Below are 23,957 nucleotides of genomic sequence, written 5' to 3' on the forward strand. Positions count from 1 at the left end.
GGGTGGCGGGGGGTTGGGGGGGGGGGGGGGCGGCCCGCGGCGGGCGGCGGGGTGGGTCGGGCCCCCCGTCGTGGGGGGGGGGGGCGGGGGGGGGGGGGGGGGGGGGCCGCCCCCCCACCCCAGGGTGCGGCCCCTTGCGGACAGCTGAAGTCCTCAAGGGGCACGGAGGTCGCGTGGATCACCCGACCGCCCGCTCCCGGCGGCGGGGCCGTGACGGGTCACAGGTCGAGTTGGTACTCGTGGGCCGTGCGGGTGGGGAGGTAGCCGAGGTCGTCGTTGACGCGTCGCATGTGCGGGTTGTTTTCGGCGGTGTCGGTCAGCAGGCCTTCGAGGTGGGGGTGGTGTTGCCGGGCCCGGACGATCGAGGCGGCCTTCATCGCCCGCGCGAGGCCGTGACCGCGGTGTTCGGGCAGTACCGCGGTGCCGTAGTGCTGGGCGTCGCCCGTGCCGCTGCCGGGGACCACCAGTTCGGTGAAACCGGCGATGGAGCCGTCCGACGCGTCGACGGCCGCCACCGTGTGCAGGAGGTCACCGCGGGCGGCGACGGCGGCGACCGCCGCCGCCACCCGGTCGAGGTCCCAGACCACCGTGCCGTAGGAGACGGCGCCCATCGGCATGTCGTCCATGGCGCGGCGCGAGGCCACGAAGGTGTCGGCCAGCTCGTCGGGCACCATCCCCTCCCACGCGACGAGTCGGTAGCCGGCGTGCGGCGCCTCGGCGAGGGCGGTGAGCGCGGCCTGGTCGGCCGCGGCCAGGGGCAGCCGGGCGTAGGTCAGGGCCAGGGCCGTACGGAAGCCCTTGGCGGCGAGGAAGGCGGCGCCGGGGGAAGCCGCGTCGGCCTGGGCGACGACGCACGTCCGGGCGTCCTCGCGGGCGGCGGCGACGGCGGTGTCGAGCAGGAGGGAGCCGGTGCCCCGGCGGCGGGCGGCCGGGGGCACCCGGACGTCCAGTTCGGCGAGGTGGCGTTGCCCCTCCCCGGCGAACAGGCGCAGGGAGGCCTGCCCGACGGGGGTGCCGTCCGCGTCGGAGGCCGTCCAGCCGAGGCGGCGGCCGACGGGGGTCGCGTCGGGTTCGGGCAGGGCGGTGATGCGCAGGGACAAGAGGTCTCCGGTGCGGGAGGGAAGGGGCCGGTGCGAGGGGTGGGGTGCTTCGGGCCGGGGTTCGTCGGGTCGGGGGTCTCCGGGCCGGCGTTCTTCGGGCCGGCGTTCTGCGGGTCGGGGTTCGTCGGGTCGGGGTTCGTCGGGTCGGGGTTCGTCGGGTCGGGGTTCGTCGGGGGTGGGGGCCGTCATCGCGCCCAGGGCAGGACGCGGGTGCCCTCGGTGCCGGGCACGAGGACCACGCCGTCGGCGCGCATGGCGACGTGGGCCTCGGCGGCCTCCGGGGCGTGGATCCTGCGGAGCACCTCCGGCGGGAGGACGAAGGTCCGACCGGCGGTGACCTTCTCGGTACGGCCCGCGCAGGTGACCTCCAGGGCGCCGGCGGTCACGGTCCAGACCTGCTCACGGTCGACGGAGTGCTCGGGGCCGCTCTGGCCGGCCCGCATCTCGACGGTCCAGGTGCTGAGTTCCGTGCTGCCGCGACTGGGGGCGGCGAGTCCGGTCATGCGGGCGTTCGGGGACTCGGTGACGTTGTCGGCGTCCGGCGTGATGACCAGCAGGGCGGCCTCCTCGGCGGGGGCGGACGCGTCGGGGGCGGACGCGACCTGTGCGGGCTCGTCGGGGGTGACCCATTCGACGAGCTGGACGACGATCCCGTTCGGGTCGGTCATCTGGAACAGCCGCTCGCCCCAGGCCTCTTCGCGCAGCGGCAGGGTGATCGGCGCACCGGCCGCGCGCAGTCGCGCCTCCTCGGCCTCGATGTCCGTGACGGTGAGCGCGAAGATCAGGCCGCCGGCCAGTCGGTCCCGCTGTTCGGGCGGGAGCACCTCGCTGCCGCTGCGCAGCAGCACGACGTCGGCGGCGGCGTCGCCCCGGGTCAGGGACGCGAAGCCGTCGAAGGCCATGGCGACCTCGTAGCCGAGGTGGGTGTGGAAGAACTCACGGGAGGCTTCGACATCGGCGACGGTGAGGGACACGGTGGCGGTGGTGACGTTCAGTTTCTCTCCTGAAGACGCGGGTGGCGGCCCGGCGGGAGCGGCGGGGAGCCCTGGGGCTCCGATCCGTTCCGTCGGACGAATTTTGCGACGGACGTAAATTTAGCCCCGGACCCCGAACCGGTCAAGAGTATTTTTGCTACGGAGGTAAGATTTCTTCATGGCCACCGAGACGGGACTCCGCGAGTCCAAGAAGCAGGAAACCCGGCAGCTGATCTCCGACTGCGCGACCAGGCTCTTCATCGAGCAGGGCTTCGAGCGGACCACCATCGCCGAGATCGCCGCCGCCGCGCGCGTCGCCAAGAAGACGGTGACCAACTACTTCGCCCACAAAGAGGACCTCGCCCTCGACCACCACGAGGTGTTCACCCAGGGCCTGGCCAAGGCCGTCGCCGAGCGCGACCGGGGCGAGGACCCGCTCACCGCCCTGGGGCGCACCTTCCGCGCGGCCCTGCTGGAGCACAGTCCCGTCGTCGGCTTCACCGGGCCCGCCTTCGCCCGCATGGTCGCCGACAGCCCCACCCTCACCGCCCGGCTCCGCGAACTGCACGACCGGCGCGAGGCGGCCCTCGCCGCGGCCCTGGCGGACGCCGCCCCGGACGCCCCGGCCATCGCACCCCGCGCCGCCGCCGCCCTGATCGCCGCGGCGGACCGGCTGCTGTTCCGACGCATCCAGGAACTCACGCTGGCCGGACGTACGGACGACGAGATCGAGATCGCGCTCCTCCCGGAGGCGGACCACGTGCGCGCCCTGCTCGGCGCCGCCCTGGACGACCCTGCGTTCTGACACCCCGTGCGGTGGGATCGAGATGAGCGGGCGGGCGGGACCTAAGGACCGCATCGAGAGGCCCTTCGACCCTGTGGGGCAGAGACGGGAATTCTTACGCTCAGATCATGATCATGACGAAGAATTCACGGTTATCCGGTCCCTCCCTCGTCTCCGGCGCCGCCGTCCTGGCGCTCGCCGCCTCCACCGTCCTCGTCCCGACGGCCGCACAGGCCTCCGGCGGCGTCGCCGGCGGCGGCACGTCCGTGTCCCCCGCCGGGCACCGCTTCGCGGCCGTCGCCTCCGGGCCGGTGGTCTTCGAGGCCGGGCCGATCGTCGTCACGTGCGCCACGTCGAGGACGGGCGACAACGTGATCCCCGCCGCTCCGGGGCATGCCAACGTCGCCGGCCCCGTCGCCCTGCGCATCGCGCCCCCGGTCTTCGAGGACTGCACCACGGACGCGCCGGGCCTGCGGGTGGCGGTCGAGACGAACGAGAACAGCGGCCCCTGGCAGGTGTTGCTCCAGCACGGTGAGCCAAGCACGGCCCGGCTGTCGATCCCCGCCCGGGGCTTCGTGCTGAAGACGAGCGGGCTCCTGGCCTGCACGGCCACCGCGGCGCCGACCGGCCCGGCCGGCGCGGGGGGACTCTGGGAGGGTGGGCCGAAGCCGGCGGTCGCCCTGGACCGGGCGGCGATCCCCGTGAAGCTGGAGGGTTCCTTCTTCTGCGCCACCTCGATCACCAGCGCCACCATCTCAGCCCGTTACGCCGTGCACGACACCACGGACCCGAGCCGCGTCGTCACCGTCGACCCGGCCTGACGGGCAGGCGTACGCGGACGGCCGCCCGGGCGAACGCCGCCCGGGCCGGGGGCCGTCCGGCGGATCTCGCAGGACGGGCCCCGGCGCGGACGGACGCGGTCAGCGCTTGAGCGTGAAGGAGAAGTCGCCCGCGAGCCGGCCGTCCAGCCGGTCCAGGGAAACGATCCTCCCCTCCGTGATCAGCCGCTCGACCTCGGCCCGCGAGAGCCCGCACCCTTCGGCGATCAGCCGGACCGGCCGGACCGGAACCGGCGCGGCGAAGCGGACCGTGACGTCGAGCGCCTCGTCCGACGGAACCCACGTTCCGTCGGTGTCGAGGCTCCAGGCGCCCTCCCAGTCGAGGGCGACGCGATTGCGGCGCAGCAGGGCCGGGGCACGGAGCAACTCGGCCGTCAGGTCGAGGTCGTTGCCGTGGAGCAGGTCCAGCAGCTCGGGGCGTACGGAGCGCACGTTCGCCCGCTCGAAGATCGTGAGCTTCGCCGTGTCCCCGCACCCGGTGCAGAGCACGAGGAGCCAGGCGTCGAGGGACTTGTGGTGTGCGTTGACGCGGAATTTTCCGCTCGCCCGAAAGCGCCGGCTCGCGCAGGCGGGGCAACGACGGACGACGAGCGGCAGGCAGGTGGCAGCGACCACCCAGGTCTTGAGCAAAGGGATACACCGATTCCAGTGAGAAGTCCGCAGCAGGAAGCAGCGCGGCGCAAGGGCGCGACGCGCTGAACATCACTCGGGGGGTCTCACACGGTGTACAACGGCATGCCTTCGGCTCGACGGCTCGGACGGGCAGCACCGTAGCGGCGCACGACGGCGGCGCACCACCGGTTTTTCGCGGGGCTCTTCGGTGGGCGCCCTCGTCTCACGCGGTCGGTCGGGGGGCCGCCCAGCCCGGCACCCAGGTGCCCGCGCCGTCGAGTCCGGCCGCGGCGGCGGCGAGGTGGGCGCGCAGTGCCGCCAGGGCGGGGTGGGGGTTGTCGCGGTGCCAGAGCAGCGAGTGCGGGTAGACGGGGGTCGGTCCGGTCACCGGGATGCGGCGCAGGCCGTGGTCGGCGGGCCAGACGAGGCGGGTGTGCGCGCCCATGAAGGTGGCCAGGGCCGGGGTGTCCGCGATCGTGTCGAGGAGCGCGTCGGAGCCGAAGTTGGGACCGGTCGCCTCGATCGTGAGGCCGAACTCGGCGACGAGGTCGTCGTAGTAGGCGGCCCATTCGGAGCCGGGGACGATGCCGGGCATCCAGATCCGGTGCCCCACGAGCCCGGCCGGGGACACCGACCGGGCGCCGGCGAGCGCGTGCGCCGGGCCGGTGAGGAGCTGGAGCGGCTCGTCGAGGACCCGTACGGCCCTGACGTCCTCGGGCAGGGGCCGGCCGGGAGCCGTGACGGCGCGGAAGGACGCGTCGATCTCTCCGGACCGGATGGCGTCGACGGCCGTCTCGATGTCGAGCAGCATCAGCACGTCCAGCTCGACATCGGGGTGGGTGCGGTGGAAGGCGCGCATCAGCCCCGCGGCGGCGCCGCGCGAGGCGATGATGTCGACGCGCAGGGGGCGGCGGCCGGCGCGGACGGAGGCGGTCGCGCGTTCGGCGACGCGCAGCAGCTCGCGGGCGTGGGGCAGGAACGCCTGCCCGTCGATGGTGGGCTCGGCGCCGCGCGGGGTGCGGGTGAACAGTCTGACGCCGAGGTCGCGTTCCAGGGCGGCGACGCGTTTGGAGACGGCCTGTTGGGTGACGGCCAGCTCGACGGCGGCTTCCCTGAACTGCCCCGCGTCGGCGACGGCGACGAAGGTCCGGACGGCTTCGAGGTCCATGCCCGCAGCCTAGTCGTACAACCAATGGTTGTAGCCGAGGCTCGGATGGTTGTTTGATCCCTGGTCGCGATGCTCGCTTTGATGGCTCCGATCACGGACCGGTTGTACGGGTGAGGGGTGTCGGGCATGGGGAGAGGGGGACGCCCGGGGCGGGATTTCGCCTGGTTGTGGGCGGCGTACGGGGCCGGCGCGCTCGGCACCTGGATCGCGTTCGGCGCGTTCCCCCTGATCGCGATCCGGATCCTGGACTGCGGGCCGGCCGAGGTCGCCGCGCTGTCCGCCGCCGGCGTCGCGGTCGGCGCGGTCGTGGCGGTACCGCTCGGCCCGTGGGCGGAGTTCCGCCGCAAACGGCCGGTGCTGATCACGATGGCCCTGGCGCGTTGCGCGGCCCTGCTGACGGTGCCCGCCGCCTTCGCGCTCGGGGCGCTCACCTTCACGCAGCTCCTGCTCGTCACGGTCGTCGTCTCGGCGGCCGACATCACCTTCCGGGCCGCTTCGGGCGCGTACCTGAAGGCGCTGCTGCCGGGCGAGGAGCTCCTCCTCGCCAACGCCCGGATCGAATCGACGACCTGGACGACGGCGATCGTCGGACCTCCGCTGGGCGGCGCGGCGATCGCCCTCCTGGGCCCGGTGGCGACCGTGGTGGCGGACGCCGCCGGCCAGCTGTTCTCGGCGTTCGCCGTCCACGCGTCGGGCGGGCCCGAGGCCCGGCCCGAACGACCCGCCCGAACCGGTCGAACCGGACGTGCCGGACGTGCGGAGGGCGTGCGCCGGTGGGCCGGGGAGCTGTTCGAGGGTTGGCGGTACGTCCTCGCCGACCCCGCCCTGCGTCCGCTGTTCCTCAACACCACGACGTTCAACGGCCTGGTGATGGCCACGCAGCCGTTGGTGGCGGTCCTCATGCTCGGTCCGCTGGGCTTCGCGCCCTGGCAGTACGGGCTCGCCTTCGCCCTGCCCTCGATCGGCGGGCTGCTCGGGGCCCGGCTCGCCGGACCGCTCGCCGCCCGGTTCGGGCGCGACCGGGTCCTGGTGGCGGCGGGGACCCTGCGCGCGCTCTGGCCCGTCGGCCTGGTCTTCCTGGGACCGGGTACCGGCGGTCTGCTGCTGGTGGTGGGCGTCGAGTTCGGCCTCGTCCTGTGCTGCGGGGTCTTCAACCCCGTCCACGCCGCCTACCGTCTCGAACGCACCCCGGACGACCGGGTCACCCGCACCCTGGCGGCCTGGGCGGTGACGGCCAAGGCGACGACCGCCCTCCTGACGGCGCTCTGGGGCGTGTGGGGAGTCCTGCTCGGTCCGCGCACGGCGATCGGCCTGGCCGGCGCGCTGCTGCTCGCGACCCCGCTGCTGCTGCCCCGGCGGCTCGGCGACCGTTCCCGGGGTTGACCCGGCGGCTCCGGCGGACGGCGCTCTTGGATGATCGACCGTTTCCGACCGAGCCGCACCGGCCGGATTCCGTGTCCGGATCCAGTCACCCCCGGGAAGCCCCCCTGGTTGACTGACGCCTGCGGCCGGGCCCCGGACGGAAGGGCGGCTCCTTCCCGCCACGGGGCAGCCGACAGGAGGCCTCGCGCGCCGACCAGCGGTGTTCGGCGCGCGCGGGCCCTCCGCCGCCGCCACCCCCCGCTCCCCTCCGTCCCGGCGCGCTGGAGCGGACCGGCCGGCACCCTCGACCAGTACGAGGACGCCCCCGGCCACTTCCCGGCCCGCCCCGTACCCGGCGCCCCGGGCGTCGGCGGCGGCCCCGGCCCCACCTCGTGTCGTCGCTGACGCGCAAGCGCCCGAAGCGGAGGACGAGCGGGGGTGTCGCCGGGCCTCCGCGTCCGCGGGCGGATCGTCAGCCCACCCGCGCGCCGTCCCCCGCGCGCGCGGACGTGAGCCGGCGGACGCCCGGCACGGCGAGGAGCACCACCGTCGCGACGAGGATGCCCAGGCAGCAGACCCACATCATGGTGGTCGAGCCCGCCCGGTCCGCCGTCCCGCCGGCCAGGACGTAGGCGAGGGGGACCAGGGCGGTCTCCCCCAGCATGGTCAGCGAGGTCACCCGGCCGATGAGGGCCTCCGGTACGTGTTGCTGCTTCGCGGTCTCGAAGAACACGACGGCCAGTTCCAGGGCGGATCCGCTGACCAGCATCGCGGCGAGCAGGCCGGGCAGGTCCGCGCCGTACGCGAGGGCCGCGAGCGGCAGGGGCCACACGAGCTGGACGAGCACGCAGGCGAGCATCACGCGGCGGGGCTTCCACCGGAGGGCGACGAGGGAACCGAGCACCATCCCCGCGGAGAACGCCGACACCGCCCAGCCCCAGTGCTGCGCCCCGTTCGGCCGGTCGGACAGGACGAGGGGGCCGAGGAGTTGGTATCCGGCCATCCACAGCGGTACCGCGAGGGTTCCGGAGAGGGCGTAGCCCCACATCCACGGCCGGCTGCGGAAGGCGGTCCACCCTTCGCGGGCGCCCTCGAAGAAGCCCGTGGTCCGCCCGGGACCCGGGGTGGACGCGGTGGGCAGGCCTGCCAGGACGAGGGCGCAGGCGGCGAAGGCGGCGGCGGCGACGAGCAGCACGGGGCCGAAGCCGAAGGCGGCGCCGAGCAGGGAGCCGAGGCCGGGGACGGCGATCCGGGCGAGGTTGAGGACCAGGCGCAGCGCGGCGTTGGCGCTCTGGAGGTCGCGGGCGGGCACGAGTTGGACGATGAGCCCCTGGAAGGCGGGTTGTACGGCGGCGGCCGTGGCCCCGGTCGTGGCGGCCGCCGCGAGGAACATCCACAGGGCCGGCCGCGGTGGGCCGGCGAGGAGGACGGCCCCCATCAGGCCCTGGACGACGGCGAGCAGCGCGTTCCCGGCGACGACGAGGGCGCGCCGCGCGTACCGGTCGGCGAGGACCCCTCCCACGGGCAGCAGGAGGGTCTGGGTGGTCACGGTGCAGCCGAGGACCAGGCCGACGGAGAGGCCGTCGCCGCCGGTGCTCAGCACGGCGAAGGCGAGCACCACGTTGACCAGGCTGGTTCCGGCGGTGGAGATGCCGCGGCCGGTCACGTAGCGGAGGTAGGGGGTGCGCCAGGCCGTGGCGGTCGCCTCGGCGGTTCGGGCGGTGGTCATCTGGCTCCTGCGGTGCGGGTACGGGTGGTGCGGGCGGGGCGGGTCCGGGCGGTGCGCGGCCGGTTCCTAGCGGGCGGTCGGGCCCGGGGGGCGGTCGGGTCGGTGCTCCGGGTGGTCGGGGCGGGGGACGGCGTGGCGGGTGCCGCACCGCAGTCCGGGGGCGATGAGCTTGACGACCGAGAAGTCCTCGGTGGTGCCGAGGTCGACGACCAGTGGTTCCTGCCCCGTGACCTCGGCCAGTCGGGCGCAGGCCCAGCGCAGTTCGACCCCGACGTCGGTGAAGTCCGGTGTCGTGGCGGCGGGCAGTTCGTGGTGGGCGCGGGCCCCGGGGTCGCGCCGGGGGCGTGCGGTGACGCCGCGCCGGGCGTGCGCGTAGACGGCGGTGACGTCGTCGCGGGTGCCGTTGATGAGGGTGAGGCGGCTCTGGACCGCCTCCGTGATGGCGCGGGCGAGGGCGACTCCGGGCGAGGAGTGGGCGCCTGATCCGGCGGTGAGCAGGGCGAAGTCCTCGCTCCAGACGAAGGCGGCGAAGCACGGGAGTCCCCAGCGGTTGGGGACGAGGGCCAGGTCGAGGAAGACGCCGCCGCGGGTGACGCGCTCGATCAGCTCGGTGCACAGGGGGTCTTCGACGGTCTCGGCACGGAAGGTCACCCGGGGGTCGCCGGGGACGGAGCCGAGCCGGCTGAGGGCGTCGCGTTCCATCACCTCGTACGCGGCGTGCAGCGCGGCCTCCTCGAAGGTGTTGCCCGAGGCCAGGCCGTTGCTGGTGACCGTGAGCCCCGGCGGCCGCCAGTGGCCGGGGCGCGAGCTGCCCAGGCGGACGCAGTCGCGCGGTACGGGGACGCGGGCGCCGCCGAGGGCGCCGGTGGCCGTGACCCAGTCCAGCGGGGTGCCGTCGTGCAGGAGGCTGCCCGGGTGCCGGTCGAGCAGGTCGAGGGCGTAGGGCGGCCGCAGGGCCGACGCGGGGGTGCGGCGGTGGACGGCGGGCGGGCAGGCGAATTCGGCGTGCCACATCTCGATGGACTCCATCGCGGCCGAGACGCGGGCGAGGAGCGGGGTGTGTCCCTTGCCCTGGGAGACGGACAGGCTGCGGGAGAGGGGGCGTACGGCGACGGCGACGGGGATGCCGATGACGTCCAGGCCCGTGACGTCGGCGACGCGGGTGATCCCGTACTCCGGCAGGCGACGGCGCACCAGTTCCCAGGTCTCGGCGGGCGGGCGGACGCGGTGGGTTCCGGCGGTGAAGACCTTGAGCCCGGTCGGGGCGGCGGGCGGGCGGGCGTTCACGAGGCCTCCCCCTTCCGGGCGGGCTCGCCCCGCCGGGCCGTGCGCGCTCCCCCGGCTTCCCTTCGCTCCCGGAGTTCGGCGTGCTCGCGCGTACGGGGACGCTCGGTGGATTCCGGGGTCGCGCGGTCTTCGCCCGTCTCCCGATGGCGCCTCAGGAAGAAGGGCCGCAGGGCCTCTTCGGCTTCGTGTGCGGAAGTGAATCCGCGATCCCGGGCGGCTGCGTCGAGTACCTCCGTGCTGCAATCACCGCGCAACTGCCAGGCCTGTGCGAGTTGGAGACGGAGAACCGATTTCTTCAACTGGTCGGGGTTCTTGGAATATCCGGAACGGGCGACGGCCTGGTTCATCGCCAGACTCGCGGAGATCTCGGTGTGGTGAACCGCGGATTCCGGAAGGAGCAGTCGCACCGTGGCGGGATCGTGGAGGTCGGCCGTCAGACGGGCCGAGCGCACCAGGAGGGTGAGCATGGTTTCCCGTTCGCCCAGTTCCTCGCGTTCCCGTTCCGGAACCCAGGCGTGGATCGCCTCGTCGCTCAGGGAGCCCGCGTCCAGCCCCTCCCGGGCGGCTGCCCGCAGCGCCTCGTCCTCCAGCACGCGCGCGGGGGTGCCGGGCGGGCGGCCGGACACGGCGGCCAGCACCTGGGTGCGCCGACGCGCGCGCTGGTCGGCGCCGAACAGTCGCTGGTAATCGAAGCGGGCGGCGAGGCTGACGAAGCCCGCGGCGGTGCGCTCGCCGGTGAAGCGTCCGCGCCAGCGGTGGAGGTAGGCGGTCTCCCAGTCGTCGGTCCACGTGCCCGCCACTGCCGCCGGCCTGGGGTGGGAGGCGTACAACGCACGGACCTGGCGCAGCGCCTCGCGGGCGTCCCGCCGTTTGAGCGAGACCTCCTCGGGGCGCGCGCCGGCCAGCCGGCCGACCCGTTCGGCCGCCGCGGCGAGGACGGCGTCCGGGGGGAACGTCTCACCTCGCGGACCCAGTTCGCGCGTGACGGCGCGCCAGGACCGGCGGGGGTAGGGCAGGTTCCGCGCCACCTCCAGGAGCGCTTCCGCTTGCGCCGCGTCGATCACACCCTCGGCGCCGGCCAGGCGCAGCGCGTGGCGCATGTCGACGAGGGCCTCGCTGAAGGCGCTGCCGTCCGGTCGCTCGCCGTGGGCCACGGCGACCTCGTCGTCGGCGTCGATCTCGCCGGTGCGGTACATGGCGTAGACGCGGCCCACGCCGCGCATTCCGCAGGAATGCAGTTCGGCCGCCCGTAACGCACCCATACTGGCGGCCCCGATCACGACGGTGCCGTTGTTCATCACGTCCAGTATTTCCTTGTGCCGCACCGGCTCGTGTCCGTGGTAAAGGCCGTCAATAATGAGGACGAAATCCTCCGGCCGGATACCGAGGCAGAAAAGGTCACCATGGCGAATCGGTGGGTGCACGATACAGTCATCAATTTCTCCGAGAATTTCCGCTGCCCCGAGGGTCGGCCCCGCAAAAACGTGGACGGTCATCCGGTCTTCTCGCCTCCACTCCTCCGACGGTTCGACGGTTCGGCCGGACGGCCGCGTCGGGGGGCAGCGTAGCGGGGGAGGCACGGGAAGGATACGGGCAAAATATCGCCACCAAAGGGTGGAACCGCACCATCACGCACATCTGGGGCACGGCACTCTGGACCGGCGATCCGGACGCGCCGAGGAGCTCGTGGGGAGAATCCGTGAAGAAGAAATCGCCACCCGTCGAATTACCGACACCGCCGCCCCGAGAGGGTTTTCTTGATCATCCCCACGGATGTCCGAAAGGCGCTCCCGAGGAATTAGGCCGTTGACCCCGCAGACATCCCGTTGTTACGTTCGAAGTGTCGAGCCGCCCGGCGGCCACGCTCCATCGCGGCCCGTTCGGGGGCATCCCGATGCGAAGTCACACGCCATTTCGAGCTGCTTCGCGCCAATTATCGAGGGAGGAAACGTCATGAACACCGAGAACGCCATCGAGGCGTCGGAGGACCTGTTCGACGAGGCCGTACCGACGACCATCGCGCACGAGTCGGCGTCCTACACCGACGAGTGACGGCCGGTGCGGTGGCCCCTCGGGGCCACCGCACCTCCCGCGCCCCACCGGCCTCGGCCGCGGCGCGCCGGGCACACCCACAGCCTTCCGGAACCGGGCCGGACCGTCGAAGAAGTGGAAGAAGGAGCCGTGCAGCAGCCTCTCGCAGAGACAGACTTCGAAACCGTCGACGCGCCCTCGGACGATGCCGTCCTGGGCCCGCTGGGCGATCCGCCCGGCAGCGAAGTCGCCGCCGAACTGGTCCGCACGATCGGCGACTCCTGGGGGCGGCGCCCCCTCCACCGGCCCGGCGCGGCCGACATCTCCGGGCTCCTCGGCATCGACGACATCGACCGGCTCATCGACGCGCGCACCCTGCGCGTCTCCCAGCTCTGGGTGTGCAGCATGGGCCGCAACCTGCCCCCGTCGACGTACATGAGCGTGGGCGAGCAGCCCAGGACGCGCAGCGTCGGCAGCACCGCCGACGTGCGGCGCATCATGACGCTGGCCTCGGAGGGATCGCCCGATCCCGTGAAGGTCGCCCAACACCTGGCCTCCGGAGCCTCCCTGACGCTCAACCAGGTGGACCAGTACGTTCCCGCCCTGCGCGCCATGTGCCGACGGTTCGAGGAGGAGACGCACCTGCGCTGCGGGGTGATCCTCTTCGTGACCCCGCCGAGTGCCCAGGCCTTCTCCCTGCACGCCGACCCGCACGACATCATCGTCATGCAGACCCACGGCACCAAGTACTGGGAGATCCACCCGTCGCAGTGGGAGCGGGAGAACGACCCCGACGCCGGCGTGCGCACCCTCACCATGCACCCCGGCGACATGCTCTACGTCCCCGAGGGCACCCCGCACATGGCGAAGACCTCCGCCGGCGGCGGCCTGTCCATCCACCAGACCGTCCAGTTCAACGTCCCGCGCTACGAGACCGTCGCCCGCCGCGTCCTGGAGCGGAGCTTCGAGCGGTTCTGCGAGGAGGTCGCGCTGACGGGACCGATCCCGCTCCCCCGGGGCGGCGCCGCCGAGATGGCCGACCGGATCGGCCCCGCCCTCGCCCGGTTCGCCGCCACGCTGACGGAGACCGACGTACGGGAACTGCTCGACCGGCACCTGGAGTCCGTCCTGCCGCCGACCCGGACGCTCGCGACGGGCCGCTTCTCGGCCGTCGCCGCCGCCGACGGCATCACCGCCGCCAGCCTGCTGCGCCGCACCGTCGAGCTGCGCGTGCGCGGCGAGGACCACCGGGTGCACACCGTCTTCGGGCGGCGCGCCCTGCGGACGCCGCCGCACACCGAGAAGGCCCTCGTCGCACTGGCGGCCACACAGGGGCCGTTCACCCCCGGCACGCTCGGCGTCGACCTGGACGCGGCCTCGCTGCTCCTGCTGTGCCGGCGCCTCGTGCGCGAGGGCGCCCTCACGCCGGTCTGACCGGCCCGATCCGTACCCGCGCCCCGCACCCGCCGCCGAAGGACCCTCGCCGGAGGAGCCTCATGGAAACCGAAACCGACACCGACACCGAAGCAGGAGCCGGCGCAGGAGCTCGCACCGGGGCGGCGGCTCTCGCCCACGCCGAACCCGCCACGGGCGATGCCATCGGCCACCTGCTGCTGCGCTGCCTGTCCGCCGGCGCGCAGCCGGGAGCCGTCTTCGAGGTGATCGAGCGCTCCGACGGGTTCGTCGGGGTGTGCGACGCCGCCGAGTACTTCGCCCCCTTCGAGGACTGGCCCACGCGCGAGCGCTCCCTGATCTCCCGCGCCCGTGGGGCCGTCCTCGACATCGGCTGCGGGGCCGGCCGCCACGCCCTGCACCTGCGGGAGCGGGGGCTCGACGTCACCGCCGTCGACTCCTCCCCCGGCGCGGTCCGGGTCTGCCGGGAGCGGGGCGTTCCGGCACGGGCGGGCACCGCAGGGGAGCTCCCGTGCCCGGACGGCTCCTACGACACCCTCCTCGCGCTCGGGGCCAACCTGGGCCTGCTCGGCGGGCGCGCGCGGGCGGCCGACCTGCTGGCGGAGTTCGCCCGGGTCGCCGCGCCCGGGGCCCGGCTGCTGGCCACCGGCCGTGACCCCTACGCCTCCACGGGCCGGGTGCACACCGACTACCACGAGGCGAACCGCCGGGCGGGCAGGATGGCCGGCCAGCTCCGCATCCGCATCCGTTCGGGCGCCGTCGCCGGCTCCTGGTTCGACTACCTCTACTGCTCCCTGCCCGAGCTGGAAGAACTCCTCGCCCCCTCGGACTGGACCCCGGTCGAGGCCTTCGAGGACCCCGGCGGCGGCTACGGCGTGGTCCTCGCCCTGGGGCGCTGACCCGAGCCACCACCCGGCCACCCCGCCCCGCCCCACTCGCTCCGCCCGCCCGCCCCCCGCCCCACCCGACGGTGACCATCCCGATGGAGAGGCCATGAAGGACGGCTACTACCTGTCTGCCTACGTCAACCCGGTCGGCCTGCAACGCGTACTGAACGTCACCTACCGCCACGACGCGAACCTCTCGCTCTGGCGCAAGGAGGGCGCGCGGGTCAGCCTCCTCGCCCACTGGGAGGTCGAGCGGATCAGCGGTCAGAAACAGCACCGCACCCCCTTCCTCGACCAGGCGCACCTGGAGGGGTTCGTGGACGCCCGACTCGCCGAACACGGTGTGACCCGGGCCGACATGGTGGAGATCTGGGGCACCCCCGGTCTGGACACCGTCGACGACTACCACCTCGCCGGCGAACACCCCGCGCTCGCCTATCACAGCCTCGCGCACCTCCACAGCGCCGTCCTCCTCGACAGCGAGGCCTTCCACCACGGGACCGTCCTCGGCTTCGCCGTCGACCGCGGCCCCGACTTCGTCGTCGAGCGGGCGATCACCGACAAGTGGTTCACGGGCTGCGTGGTGCGCGCCGGGGAGATGACCGTCTTCCCCGTCCAGTCGCCGGGCCCCCTCTACGGGGCCGCCAAGGACCGCTTCCACCTTCGCGAGGGCACCCTCATGGCGCTGGCCGGGGCGACCGGGGCCCACGGCCGCTGCGATCGCGACGCCGTCCTCGACACGTACGTCTTCGACGACATCACCTCCATGACCGTGCCGACCGAAGCGCTCGAGGACATCGCCCGCCAGGTCGGCGACACCCTCGTCCCCGACCCCCGGTTCACCGACGAGGAGTCCTTCGCGAGCGCGGTCATGAAGGAGGTACAGGCGATCTCGGTGCGCGTCATGGAGCGCAACGTCGAGGAAGCGTTGCACGCCCACGACCTCACCCCGGCCGACACGGTCCTCGCACTGGCCGGCGGGTACGCGCTGAACTGCCCCACCAACAGCCACCTGATGGACAAGTACGGGTTCCGGCGCCTCCTCGCGCCGCCCTGCGTCGGCGACGACGGGCAGTCCATCGGCATGGCCCTGGCCGCCTTCCGCAAGAAGAGCCCCGGCGGGCGCTTCGACTTCCGCTTCCCCACCCCCTACCTCGGCGGTGAGGACACCGGCCTCGACGAGGTCCTCACCGCCCACGCCCGCTTCGTGGCCTCGGTCGGCAAGGCCGACCCGGCCGAGGCCGTACGGGACCTGCGCGAGGGGCCCGTCGCCTGGTTCCACGGCCGCTCCGAGGCAGGCCCCCGCGCCCTGGGCAACCGCAGCCTGCTGGCCGACCCCACCACGTACGCCGCCAAGGAGGAGCTGAACCGCCTGAAGGAGCGCCAGTGGTGGCGCCCGGTGGCCCCGGTGGTCCTGGAGGAGCACCTCGGGGACTGGTTCGAGAACAGCCGCCCCTCCCCGTACATGCTGGAGACCTTCACCATCCGGGAAGGGGTGCGCGAGCGGATCCCGGCCGTCGCGCACCTCGACCAGTCGGCCCGCGTCCAGTCCCTCACCGCGGACCGGAACCCGCCGCTGCACGCCCTGTTGACCGCCTTCCACGAGGTCACCGGCGTCCCGATGCTCTGCAACACCTCGCTCAACGACCGGGGGGAGCCGATCGTCGAGAAGCTCGCGGAGGCCTTCAACTTCTGCCTGCGCAAGGGGGTGCGGGTCGGCTACTTCAACGGGGTCCGCGTCGAGTTCACCGACTTCGACGCCTACGGGGTACCGGGCCCCCTGCCCCGCGAGCACGAGCCGTTCACCGTCGTGCCGCCGGAACGCGAACGGGCCATCCGCGCCGCCCTCAATCCGCACGGTCTGCCCGACCTGGTCCTGTACCGCTACCTGCACGACAACCTGATGATGGACCGCCATGACATCCGGGAGGTCGAGGGAGCGCGGGCGGTCGCCGAGGAGGTCGCGGCCCAACTCGCCGACCGGCCGTGGCTGGTCGCGTACTCGCGCGGTCGGATGCGCGAGCGGCGCGAGAAGTTCGCCTCCGTGGGAGCCGCTTACACCTTCTGAGGGGCGTTCCGCCGCGCGGGAGGCCGGTCCTCGGCCCCGCTCCCCGTCCTGGCGCACCGCACGTGCATAGTGGCTCCCACCGGGGCGGATTGCGTTCCGAAGGACGGACGAGACGGGGAGTCACCTCATGCACATCCATCGGAGCCGTGCCACGGCCCTGGCCGGCGCCATCGGGCTGGCCCTGACCCTGGCCGCCTGCGGGGGTGCGGGCGCCCAGGGCGCCGCGCCCGAGGCGCCCCGGGCGCCGACGGCTTCCGCCACGCCGAACGCCGCCGTGACACCGGTGACCCCGGCGACACCCACGGCGTCGGCGGCCTCGGCCACACCGGCCGCTGCGGCCACGCCGGACGGCAAGGGTGCCGAGGGCTCCGCCGCGTCGGCGGCCGACGACGCCTACGCCTACAAGCACCCCTGTTCCGCCCGGAACCTCACCGTCGAGGTCACCTCTCCGCAGGGCCTCCCGGCGACGGTCCGGGTCGTCGCGGTGACCAACAACGGTTCCAAGCCGTGCGGGCTCGACTACCACCCCGCCGTCGGGTTCAGCGCCAAGGGCGCCGCACTCGGCATCCAGGCGACGCCTCCCGAGGGCCTGGGCGGCGCGCCGGCACACCCGGTGCGGCCCGGGGCCACCACGTACGCGGCGGTGGACCTCAACCCCTCGGGCGGCCGCGGTCCCGTGGCCGACGAGATCAACATCCTGGCCGACGCGCACCACATGCCGAACGCCGACGGAGTCAGCCTGCCCCTCGCCCCCACGGGTACCGTCGCCGCACCGCGGGTCGGGCTCTACCACCTCACCGCGCGCGACTCACTGGACACCCTCCGGTCGCGCTGAGCCGGTCGAGGGCCCGGGCCGCGGTGAGCCGAGGGGGTCGTGGCGGATCCGGTCGGCGGGTAAGCCCCGGGCGGTCAGGCGGTCCACCGCTGCACGGACCATGCCGGGCGGTCCGCTGACGTAGGCGTCGTGTCCGGACCAGTCGCCGGCGCGGGCCATCGCCTCCACCACCGAGCCGTTCCCGGCGGCGGTGCCCTCCCCGACGACGGGGATCACGCGCAGCCCGGCGCAGCGGCCTTCGAGCGAGGTGAGGGCGGCGGTGTCGTACAGGTCGTGGAGGGTCCGTGCCCCGAGGAACAGGTGGATCCCGCGCCGGGGTCGGGGGGTTCGGGCCATCTCCTCCAGCAGCGCCTTGGCGGTGGCCCAGCCGGTGCCCCCTGCCACGATCAGCACGTCCCGCTCCGAGGTGTGGTCTGGTGTCGTGTCGCCCTGGGCGGGCCCGAGGCGCAGCGTGTCGCCGACCTCGGTGCGGGTCACCAGTGCTCCGCTCACCCCGTCGGGTCCGGTGCGACGGACGTGGAACTCCAGTTCCCCGTCCTCGCCGGGCGCGCCGGCCAGGGAGTAGGGCCGCCAGGCGTGCGGCAGGCGCGGCGTCTGGACGTTGGTGTACTGCCCGGCCAGGTGGGGGTACGGCTCGCCGGTGCGGACCCGGAGCACCGCGAGGTCCGGTCCGCAGCGCCGGTGCCCGGTCACCACGGCGTTCCAGTAGGGGGGTTCGGCGAGGGCCTGTTCGGCGCCGGCGACCATGGCGGTGACGGTGAGGCCGAGCATCCGGAGCCACGCCCGCTCCAGCTCCCGGCTCCACCCCTCGCCGGCCAGGGTGCGCAGCGCCTGGACGAGCGCGGCCTCGAACAGCTCCTAGTGCACCGGCCGCACGCCCAGTTTGCGGTGGTCGCGGCCCAGTCGGGTGCAGAAAGCGGCCAGTTCGTCCGGCCGGTGCAGGTGGTCGATCAGGTACCGCAGGGCGCTCGCCAGGTGGGCGCGCTGGAAGGCCATCGAGTCGGGGAACAGGCCCCGGAGGTAGGGGTGGCGCTCGAAGAGGGCGTCGTAGAGGTGGTCGATGAGCCGGTCGAAGGGGCTCACGAGGTGCAGGTGCCGGATGATCAGGCGTTGGTCGGCGGCGGCGTCGCCGTCGTCGGGGGCGGTGTGGGAGTCCGGGCCGGTGCCGGGCGCGGTCGGTTGGCGGGCCGGGGCCATCAGCCGCCTGCGCAGCCGCATCGCGTCCTGTCGTGCCAGGAGCGCGTGGTAGGTGTTCTGTCGGTTCACGTTCTTCTCCGGATAGCCGGTCCGCCCCGCCGCGCCGCTGCGGACGGCGTCCGTCGCTGAAGGCGTACCGAAGCACGAGTGAACACGCGGGGCATTCCGGGCAACAGGGCCGAACGGCCCATTGTTTGACGGGACGCCATCAAAGGGTGGCGTCCGGACGGGCGGAGCGTGCGGTCCGGACGGTGACCGACGGGCCCGTGCTTCGTTGCACCGGCGACAGGAGAGCGACCTCGACGGGAATGGGCACGACGGCGTGGATGATCTGATGGCGGCGAAGCTGCACAACCGGTTCAGTCTGTTCGACCGTGACGGCGACGGCCGGGTCACCAAGGCCGACTACGACGGGCTCGCCCGACGCCTGGCCGAGGCCGCCGGCGAGGACGCCGAATCCCCCTCCGCCCGCAGGCTCCGTGCCCGGTACGACGAGGCCTGGGCGCGCATGTCGGGCCACCTCGGTCGCGGTCTGGACGCGGAGCTGGACGAGGAGGAGTTCGTCACCACCTGGTTCGCCCTCTCCCGCGAGGTCGGATTCGACGAGGCGATCCTGCCCATCGTCGACGAGGTGATGACGGCCATGGACTCCGACCGCGACGAGCGCCTCCTGCCGGACGAGTTCACCCGTTGGATCGGGGCCTACGGAGTGTCGCGGGAGGCGGCGGCCGCCGTCTTCACCCGGCTGGACCGCGACGGCGACGGGATGATCAGCCGCGACGAACTGGTCCGGGCCTTCCGCGAGTACCACACCGGAACCGATCCCGAGCTCCCCGGCAACTGGCTCTACGGGCCGCTCCCCACGTACTGAACCGCGACCGGCCCCGCCGCGCGCCCCCGGAGACGTCAGCGGCCGGGGCCCGCGCCGGTGGGGTGGGGGTCTTCGCCCGTCGGGGGACGAGTCGGACGTCGGCTCCCTCGCCGAGCGGTGCTCCGCCTCGCGCACCGCGGTCAGCCGGCACCTGGCCAAGCTCCGGCTCGCCGGCCTGGTGGAGACCCGCCGGGAGGGGCGCCACGTGGTCTACCGGCTCGGGGACGGACACCTGCGCCGGCTCGTCGTGGAGGCGCTGAGCCACGCCGACCACGGCGTCAGCGGCGAGGCCCCGCACGATTGAGGCGAAGGCCCCGGCGGCGCGCGCAACCCCCTCGACCGGAGGTCCGCGAACGGCCTCCCGCGCCCGCCGCCCCGCCCTTCACGACGGAACCGTCACCGCCGCGTGCGCGAGCCGTAACGGTCCTCGCGGGGGCGTGAATCCGCCGTCCGACCGGGCATCCTGCCGAGACCGAACCGGCACGTCAGTCACCACGGGGGCTCTCGATGCGCACCTTCCGCAAGACCACCCACGCCCGCAGAATCGCCGCCCTGGGCCTCGGCGCCGCGGCGATCCTGAGCGCCGCCGCCTGTACGCCGAGCGACGACAAGGCCGGTGCCACACCGCCCGCGCGGTCGGCGTCCCCGTCCGCCTCCTCCTCCGCCTCCCCGTCGCCCTCGACCTCCGCCCCGGCGGCTCCCTCCGCGTCCGCGCCGGGAACCCCGTCGGTCAGGCCCACGGCCCCCTCGTCCGCTCCGGGGCGACCGGGCGAGGCGGAGGGCGACCCGACCGGCATCGACGGCAACTGCCCCGACGAGTACACCGACGTGAGGGTGGAGTGGGCCGTGCCGCCCACGAAGGACGACACGAGGCTGCTGCTGGTCGTCACCAACACCGGCACCGAGCCGTGCAGGCTGCGCAGCCACCCGGTGCTGCGGCTGGAGACCGGAAACGGCCGGCTCGTGGGGGTCTTCACGGGCTCCAAGCCGGGTACGGAGGTGACGCTCGCCCCCGGGAAGGAGGCGTACGCCGGTCTGCTGCTGCGCCAGAGCGACAAGGGCGTGAGCACGCTCGTCAGGAACATGGCGCTCGCGCCGCACGGTCAGCGCCCCGACCACAACACGGGCGAGGGGGTGCTGTTGCCGATGCCGAAGGGCGGTGTGCACGTGGACGACAAGGCCCGGGTGACGTACTGGAACAGCAGCTCGGAGGCCGCCGTCACGCCGTTGTTCCCGCACTGAGGGGCCCGGCGCGGACCCGCTCACCCGCGCTCGGAAGCACGGACCCCGGGTGCGGGGACCGGCCCCCGGGCCGGGCTCCGCGCCCGGGGCCGGGTCGCGCGTCAGTCCGCCGCCGGTCTCGATCCGGAGCCGGTGGCCGGGGCGGTCGCCGAAGGCTCCGCCTCCCGCAGTTTCACCGGAGTCGTCCCGGCGTCGTGGTGCCGGGCCGCCCAGCCTTCCAGCGCGGCGCGGCAGGCGTGGTCGAGGTGGCGCACCTCGGTCAGGTCGAGCTCGACCGGCCGGTCCTTGGGCAGCGCTTCCAGGGTCTCCAGGATGTGCGGCAGACGCAGGAAGGTGGCGTTGCCGGTGAGCTCCACCACCGTTCGCCCGCCGACGAGTTCACGCGTGGTGAGCTGGACGTGCGAGGTCTCCCAGGCGGCCTTGACCACGGCCAGCAGCAGTCCCAGGACCACTCCCTCGAACATGCTCGTCGTCACGATGGCGATGGCCGTCGCGCACAGGATCAGCGCCTCTCCCCGGTGCCGCCGCCACAGCGGTACGAGCGCCTTGAAGGGGATGAGCTTGCAGCCGGCGTGCACGAGGACGGCGGCGAGCGCGGGCAGCGGGATCACCCCGATGGCCGCGGGCCACAGCACGGTGAACAGCAGCAGCCACACGCCGTGCATGACCCGGGACAGCAACGTGGTCGCCCCCGCCTGCACGTTGGCGGCGCTGCGCACGATGACGGCGGTCATGGGGAGCGCCCCGAGGACGCCGCAGACGGTGTTGCCGACGCCCTGCGCGACGAGTTCCTTGTCGTAGTGCGTGCGCGGGCCGTCGTGCATGCGGTCGACGGCGGCCGCGCTGAACAGGGATTCCGCCGAGGCGATGAGGGTGAAGGCCAGGACGGTGCCCAGGACGGCCAGGGTGCCGAGACCCTGGAGTGCGCCGAGCGAGGGGAGTTGGACCGCTTCGAGGAGTCCGCGCACCTCGACCCTGGGGACGTCCAGCCCGAGTCCGGCGACGAGCGCGGTGGCAAGGACGACGGCGGCCAGCGGGGCGGGCACCGCGCGGACCCGGGCCGGGGTCCACTTCCAGGCCACGAGGACGACGCCGGCGAGCAGTCCGACGCCCGCGGCGGTCAGGGCGGGTCCGCTGGTGACGGTGTCAACCACCAGCCGGGGGACGCCCAGGATCTTGTCGATGCCCGAGCGGGGTTGGGCCGCTCCGGCGAGCGTGTACAACTGGCCGAAGACCAGGACGAGTCCGATGCCGGCGAGCATGCCCTGGACCACCGAGACGGAGATGGCCCGGAACCAGCGCCCGCAGCGGGCCAGGCCGAGGAGGACCTGGAGCAGGCCGGTGGCGAGCACGATGGCGCCGAGCATGCCGAGGCCGAATTCGCGTACGGCTTCGAAGACCAGCACGGTCAGTCCGGCGGCGGGGCCGCTGACCTGAATCCGGCTGCCGGGCATGAGGCCGACGAGGATCCCGCCGACGATGCCGGTGACGATGCCGAGTTCGGCGGGGACGCCGGAGGCGACGGCCACGCCGACGCACAGCGGCAGGGCCACGAGGAAGACGACCAGTGAGGCCGCGGCCTCCTTCCGGAGCAGGGTGGGGGTGCGCAGTGCGGCGAGCGCCGAGGACAGGGCGCCCGCGTCCGTCGGGCCGGGTGGACCGGCCGTGGGGGTGCGGTTGTTCATGGGCGGGGGTTTCCCGTCGGTCGAAGGCGGCGGCACGAGGCCCGGCGGAGTGAGCAGGAGCGGTGGTGGGCCGGGCGCGAGTCGGCGTCGGCCCGGTGGTGCGGTGCGGTCGGCAGTCGCTTCGACGCCGCCGGCACCGGACGTTCGGGGATCACAGCTCTTCGAACACCGCGTTCCCGGCTTCGGGGCGGTGGGCGCTCACGGCGCCCGTGTGCACTTCGTAGTACCAGGCGTGGACGGTCAGCAGCCCGGCCGCCGACCGCTCGCGCACGCACGGGTAGGAGCGCAACGCCTCGACCTGGGCGAGTGTGTGGGCCTGGACGGCTTCGGCCACGTCGGGGGCCGCGGGCGAGGCGAGCGAGCGCACGGGGGCGCGCGGCGACACGGCCCGGTCGAGCCAGCCCCTGACGGCCGGCACCCCCGAGAGGTCGTCGCCGCGGACCACGGCCCCGACGGCCCCGCAGTGCGAGTGGCCGCAGACGACCACGGAGCGGACGCCGAGGACGCTGACGGCGTATTCGATGGTGGCGGCCTCCCCCGTGGGATGGCCGTCGCTTGGGTAGGGGGGAACGATGTTCCCGGCGGTGCGCAGTTCGAAGAGTTCACCGGGGACCGCCCCCGTGATCAGCGTCGGTACCACGCGGGAGTCCGAGCACGTGATGAACAGGGCCTCGGGCGCCTGTCCGGCTTCCAGGGCGCGGAACCGGTCCGCGTGCCGGGGGTCGGCCACGTGGCTCGCGGAAAACGTGCGCGCCTTGTCGATGAGGGATTTCATGGCAGCCTGCCTCCTGCGCCCTCCGTCTGTCGTGGGCGCGGTGTGGTCGGGTCGGGTCGAGATGTGCGAACGGAACGGATGCCGAACGGGTCGGGGTCGAGATTCCGACAGGGAATCCGCCGCGCCCCCATTCTGCATTATGGTCGCGACCTCAATTTACCAAGGCATTACCAATACGTGACAGATCGAATTTTCGCCACCGTACTTTAGCCACACGACCCGGGCCCGACGGTCGGGAATCCGGATGCCCCAATTCCGTTTCAGTCGTGCCGATTTGCGCGATTTAAACACCTATCGCCTGGCATTGACTGGACACGGACAGACGTGACCGGCCGGTCGCACGTCAATTCCCGTGACGAGTGGGCCAAGACGACTTCAGAGGGGAGGGGAAATTCACGCGCCGTTCTTTACCCGCGTCGCCCGATGAACATCCGTTCGGCATACGCCTGACACAAGGCGATGGATTCACGCCGGGCGGATGCGGGCGCACGCGGCGGGGCGCCCGGGGCGGTCACGGAGGCATTGGCGCACGAAAAGGCGCCCAAAGACCGCCCCACGCCATTCGCGCGCCGGCATCGACCCATCGAATTCGGCCACCCCGCCGAATCCGGTCAGCATGTGCGATCCGGCGGTCCCGGCACGCGGCGCTTGACCCGTACTGCGTCGCGCACCTGAGGGGTCCCCCTGCCCTGAAGGCGTCAGGTGCTGCACTCGGTCAGTTCGCCGCCCTGTCGGATCGTGTACTGCCCGGGGGGCACGTTCATGACCTGGAAGCCGCCGTTCTGGGCGATCTCCACCGTGCCGCCGAGGCCGGACGAGCCGGTCACGTAGGCCGGGCCAGGGGTGAAACCACCGCCGGACAGGTGGACCTTCCCGTTCGCCAGGATTCCGGACGTCGAGCAGGTCGCGCTCGGCAGGGCGGAGGGCGCGGGCATCGCGTAGGCGGCCGGGACGGTGGTGAACGAAGCGGCCGCGAAGGCGCCGAGGACGAGGAGGCGCGCGGTTCGGTTCATGATCCTTCCTCTCCGCGGGGAGCGGGGCGCGGGCGGCCCGGGCCGGTACCGCCCCCCTTCCATCCTCCTCCCGCCCTTCCACCGC

The 23,957-nt window shown here is 73.5% G+C and carries 21 protein-coding genes and 1 pseudogene; 10 read left to right on the forward strand and 12 right to left on the reverse strand.

Annotated features, from left to right (window positions below; all coding sequences use genetic code 11):
• Positions 1-218 precede the first annotated feature (218 nt).
• Both ACZ6ZI_RS39385 and ACZ6ZI_RS39390 read right to left on the reverse strand, forming a co-directional pair.
• Positions 219-1,100 carry a GNAT family N-acetyltransferase gene (locus ACZ6ZI_RS39385; protein WP_469529738.1) on the reverse strand — a complete coding sequence of 294 codons (882 nt, stop codon included), beginning with the start codon at positions 1,098-1,100 and terminating at the stop codon, positions 219-221.
• 185 nt (positions 1,101-1,285) lie between these two features.
• Entirely contained in the window at positions 1,286-2,074 is a 789-nt protein-coding gene (locus ACZ6ZI_RS39390; RefSeq protein ID WP_469529743.1) for a VOC family protein, read from the reverse strand.
• A 178-nt stretch (positions 2,075-2,252) separates the two neighbouring features.
• Between ACZ6ZI_RS39390 and ACZ6ZI_RS39395 the strand changes: the two genes are divergently transcribed.
• The gene (locus tag ACZ6ZI_RS39395) at positions 2,253-2,879 is read left to right on the forward strand and encodes a TetR/AcrR family transcriptional regulator (RefSeq protein ID WP_469529745.1); all 627 of its coding nucleotides are present in this window, start codon (positions 2,253-2,255) and stop codon (positions 2,877-2,879) included.
• A gap of 107 nt (positions 2,880-2,986) precedes the next feature.
• Positions 2,987-3,679 (forward strand): hypothetical protein, encoded by a 693-nt coding sequence (locus ACZ6ZI_RS39400; protein WP_469529747.1) that lies wholly within the window; start codon positions 2,987-2,989, stop codon positions 3,677-3,679.
• Between the two features lie 99 nt (positions 3,680-3,778).
• Here the strand turns inward: ACZ6ZI_RS39400 and ACZ6ZI_RS39405 are convergent, their stop codons facing one another.
• Entirely contained in the window at positions 3,779-4,327 is a 549-nt protein-coding gene (locus ACZ6ZI_RS39405) for a DUF1062 domain-containing protein (RefSeq protein WP_469529748.1), read from the reverse strand.
• Positions 4,328-4,532: 205 nt separating this feature from the next.
• Positions 4,533-5,477, reverse strand: coding sequence for a LysR family transcriptional regulator (locus tag ACZ6ZI_RS39410; RefSeq protein WP_469529751.1), 945 nt, complete (start codon positions 5,475-5,477; stop codon positions 4,533-4,535).
• A gap of 126 nt (positions 5,478-5,603) precedes the next feature.
• On the opposite strand from ACZ6ZI_RS39410, the gene ACZ6ZI_RS39415 reads away from it, so the two are divergent.
• The gene (locus ACZ6ZI_RS39415; protein WP_469529753.1) at positions 5,604-6,860 is read left to right on the forward strand and encodes an MFS transporter; all 1,257 of its coding nucleotides are present in this window, start codon (positions 5,604-5,606) and stop codon (positions 6,858-6,860) included.
• 451 nt (positions 6,861-7,311) lie between these two features.
• Here the strand turns inward: ACZ6ZI_RS39415 and ACZ6ZI_RS39420 are convergent, their stop codons facing one another.
• From ACZ6ZI_RS39420 to ACZ6ZI_RS39430, 3 genes are all read right to left on the reverse strand, one after another.
• A complete protein-coding gene (locus tag ACZ6ZI_RS39420) occupies positions 7,312-8,568 on the reverse strand; it encodes an MFS transporter (protein WP_469529754.1) in 1,257 nt (418 codons plus the stop codon).
• A gap of 66 nt (positions 8,569-8,634) precedes the next feature.
• A complete protein-coding gene (locus ACZ6ZI_RS39425; RefSeq protein WP_469529757.1) occupies positions 8,635-9,855 on the reverse strand; it encodes a YcaO-like family protein in 1,221 nt (406 codons plus the stop codon).
• The gene (locus ACZ6ZI_RS39430) at positions 9,852-11,351 is read right to left on the reverse strand and encodes a TfuA-like protein (RefSeq protein ID WP_469529760.1); all 1,500 of its coding nucleotides are present in this window, start codon (positions 11,349-11,351) and stop codon (positions 9,852-9,854) included. The genes ACZ6ZI_RS39425 and ACZ6ZI_RS39430 overlap by 4 nt, the downstream gene beginning before the upstream one ends.
• 685 nt (positions 11,352-12,036) lie before the next feature.
• On the opposite strand from ACZ6ZI_RS39430, the gene ACZ6ZI_RS39435 reads away from it, so the two are divergent.
• From ACZ6ZI_RS39435 to ACZ6ZI_RS39450, 4 genes are all read left to right on the forward strand, one after another.
• Positions 12,037-13,320, forward strand: coding sequence for a JmjC domain-containing protein (locus ACZ6ZI_RS39435; RefSeq protein WP_469529762.1), 1,284 nt, complete (start codon positions 12,037-12,039; stop codon positions 13,318-13,320).
• 62 nt (positions 13,321-13,382) lie between these two features.
• Entirely contained in the window at positions 13,383-14,198 is an 816-nt protein-coding gene (locus tag ACZ6ZI_RS39440; protein WP_469529764.1) for a class I SAM-dependent methyltransferase, read from the forward strand.
• 94 nt (positions 14,199-14,292) lie between these two features.
• Entirely contained in the window at positions 14,293-16,254 is a 1,962-nt protein-coding gene (locus ACZ6ZI_RS39445; RefSeq protein WP_469529765.1) for a carbamoyltransferase C-terminal domain-containing protein, read from the forward strand.
• Between the two features lie 127 nt (positions 16,255-16,381).
• Positions 16,382-17,089 (forward strand): DUF4232 domain-containing protein, encoded by a 708-nt coding sequence (locus ACZ6ZI_RS39450; protein ID WP_469529767.1) that lies wholly within the window; start codon positions 16,382-16,384, stop codon positions 17,087-17,089.
• Here the strand turns inward: ACZ6ZI_RS39450 and ACZ6ZI_RS39455 are convergent.
• Positions 17,063-17,860 carry an FAD-binding oxidoreductase gene (locus ACZ6ZI_RS39455; protein ID WP_469529769.1) on the reverse strand — a complete coding sequence of 266 codons (798 nt, stop codon included), beginning with the start codon at positions 17,858-17,860 and terminating at the stop codon, positions 17,063-17,065. The two genes, ACZ6ZI_RS39450 and ACZ6ZI_RS39455, sit on opposite strands and share 27 nt — an antisense overlap.
• A gap of 87 nt (positions 17,861-17,947) precedes the next feature.
• Positions 17,948-18,355 carry a globin family protein gene (locus tag ACZ6ZI_RS39460; protein WP_469529771.1) on the reverse strand — a complete coding sequence of 136 codons (408 nt, stop codon included), beginning with the start codon at positions 18,353-18,355 and terminating at the stop codon, positions 17,948-17,950.
• Positions 18,356-18,620: 265 nt separating this feature from the next.
• On the opposite strand from ACZ6ZI_RS39460, the gene ACZ6ZI_RS39465 reads away from it, so the two are divergent.
• From ACZ6ZI_RS39465 to ACZ6ZI_RS39475, 3 genes and pseudogenes are all read left to right on the forward strand, one after another.
• Positions 18,621-19,157, forward strand: coding sequence for an EF-hand domain-containing protein (locus ACZ6ZI_RS39465; protein ID WP_469529772.1), 537 nt, complete (start codon positions 18,621-18,623; stop codon positions 19,155-19,157).
• Between the two features lie 88 nt (positions 19,158-19,245).
• Positions 19,246-19,461: pseudogene (locus ACZ6ZI_RS39470) on the forward strand (ArsR/SmtB family transcription factor); the annotation flags it as partial.
• 203 nt (positions 19,462-19,664) lie between these two features.
• Positions 19,665-20,399, forward strand: a complete 735-nt coding sequence (locus ACZ6ZI_RS39475) for a DUF4232 domain-containing protein (protein ID WP_469529775.1) — start codon at positions 19,665-19,667, stop codon at positions 20,397-20,399.
• Between the two features lie 101 nt (positions 20,400-20,500).
• Here the strand turns inward: ACZ6ZI_RS39475 and ACZ6ZI_RS39480 are convergent, their stop codons facing one another.
• The 3 genes from ACZ6ZI_RS39480 to ACZ6ZI_RS39490 form a co-directional block, all read right to left on the reverse strand.
• Complete coding sequence (locus ACZ6ZI_RS39480; RefSeq protein WP_469529778.1) at positions 20,501-22,084, reverse strand: SulP family inorganic anion transporter; 1,584 nt, start codon at positions 22,082-22,084, stop codon at positions 20,501-20,503.
• A 151-nt stretch (positions 22,085-22,235) separates the two neighbouring features.
• On the reverse strand, positions 22,236-22,859 hold the full coding sequence (locus tag ACZ6ZI_RS39485) for a carbonic anhydrase (protein WP_469529781.1): 624 nt from the start codon (positions 22,857-22,859) through the stop codon (positions 22,236-22,238).
• A gap of 698 nt (positions 22,860-23,557) precedes the next feature.
• Positions 23,558-23,872, reverse strand: coding sequence for a hypothetical protein (locus tag ACZ6ZI_RS39490; RefSeq protein ID WP_363063638.1), 315 nt, complete (start codon positions 23,870-23,872; stop codon positions 23,558-23,560).
• Positions 23,873-23,957 lie beyond the last annotated feature (85 nt).

The organism is Streptomyces sp. NPDC103540, assembly GCF_055584445.1.

Bases quoted from the DNA above. Each gene is read 5' to 3' on its own strand.
- ACZ6ZI_RS39395 (WP_469529745.1), top strand. From the start codon at position 2,253: ATGGCCACCGAGACGGGACTCCGCGAGTCCAAGAAGCAGGAAACCCGG.
- ACZ6ZI_RS39400 (WP_469529747.1), top strand. From the start codon at position 2,987: ATGATCATGACGAAGAATTCACGGTTATCCGGTCCCTCCCTCGTCTCC.
- ACZ6ZI_RS39410 (WP_469529751.1), bottom strand. From the start codon at position 5,477: ATGGACCTCGAAGCCGTCCGGACCTTCGTCGCCGTCGCCGACGCGGGG.
- ACZ6ZI_RS39415 (WP_469529753.1), top strand. From the start codon at position 5,604: ATGGGGAGAGGGGGACGCCCGGGGCGGGATTTCGCCTGGTTGTGGGCG.
- ACZ6ZI_RS39420 (WP_469529754.1), bottom strand. From the start codon at position 8,568: ATGACCACCGCCCGAACCGCCGAGGCGACCGCCACGGCCTGGCGCACC.
- ACZ6ZI_RS39430 (WP_469529760.1), bottom strand. From the start codon at position 11,351: ATGACCGTCCACGTTTTTGCGGGGCCGACCCTCGGGGCAGCGGAAATT.
- ACZ6ZI_RS39440 (WP_469529764.1), top strand. From the start codon at position 13,383: ATGGAAACCGAAACCGACACCGACACCGAAGCAGGAGCCGGCGCAGGA.
- ACZ6ZI_RS39445 (WP_469529765.1), top strand. From the start codon at position 14,293: ATGAAGGACGGCTACTACCTGTCTGCCTACGTCAACCCGGTCGGCCTG.
- ACZ6ZI_RS39450 (WP_469529767.1), top strand. From the start codon at position 16,382: ATGCACATCCATCGGAGCCGTGCCACGGCCCTGGCCGGCGCCATCGGG.
- ACZ6ZI_RS39455 (WP_469529769.1), bottom strand. From the start codon at position 17,860: ATGCTCGGCCTCACCGTCACCGCCATGGTCGCCGGCGCCGAACAGGCC.
- ACZ6ZI_RS39465 (WP_469529772.1), top strand. From the start codon at position 18,621: ATGGCGGCGAAGCTGCACAACCGGTTCAGTCTGTTCGACCGTGACGGC.
- ACZ6ZI_RS39475 (WP_469529775.1), top strand. From the start codon at position 19,665: ATGCGCACCTTCCGCAAGACCACCCACGCCCGCAGAATCGCCGCCCTG.
- ACZ6ZI_RS39480 (WP_469529778.1), bottom strand. From the start codon at position 22,084: ATGAACAACCGCACCCCCACGGCCGGTCCACCCGGCCCGACGGACGCG.
- ACZ6ZI_RS39485 (WP_469529781.1), bottom strand. From the start codon at position 22,859: ATGAAATCCCTCATCGACAAGGCGCGCACGTTTTCCGCGAGCCACGTG.
- ACZ6ZI_RS39490 (WP_363063638.1), bottom strand. From the start codon at position 23,872: ATGAACCGAACCGCGCGCCTCCTCGTCCTCGGCGCCTTCGCGGCCGCT.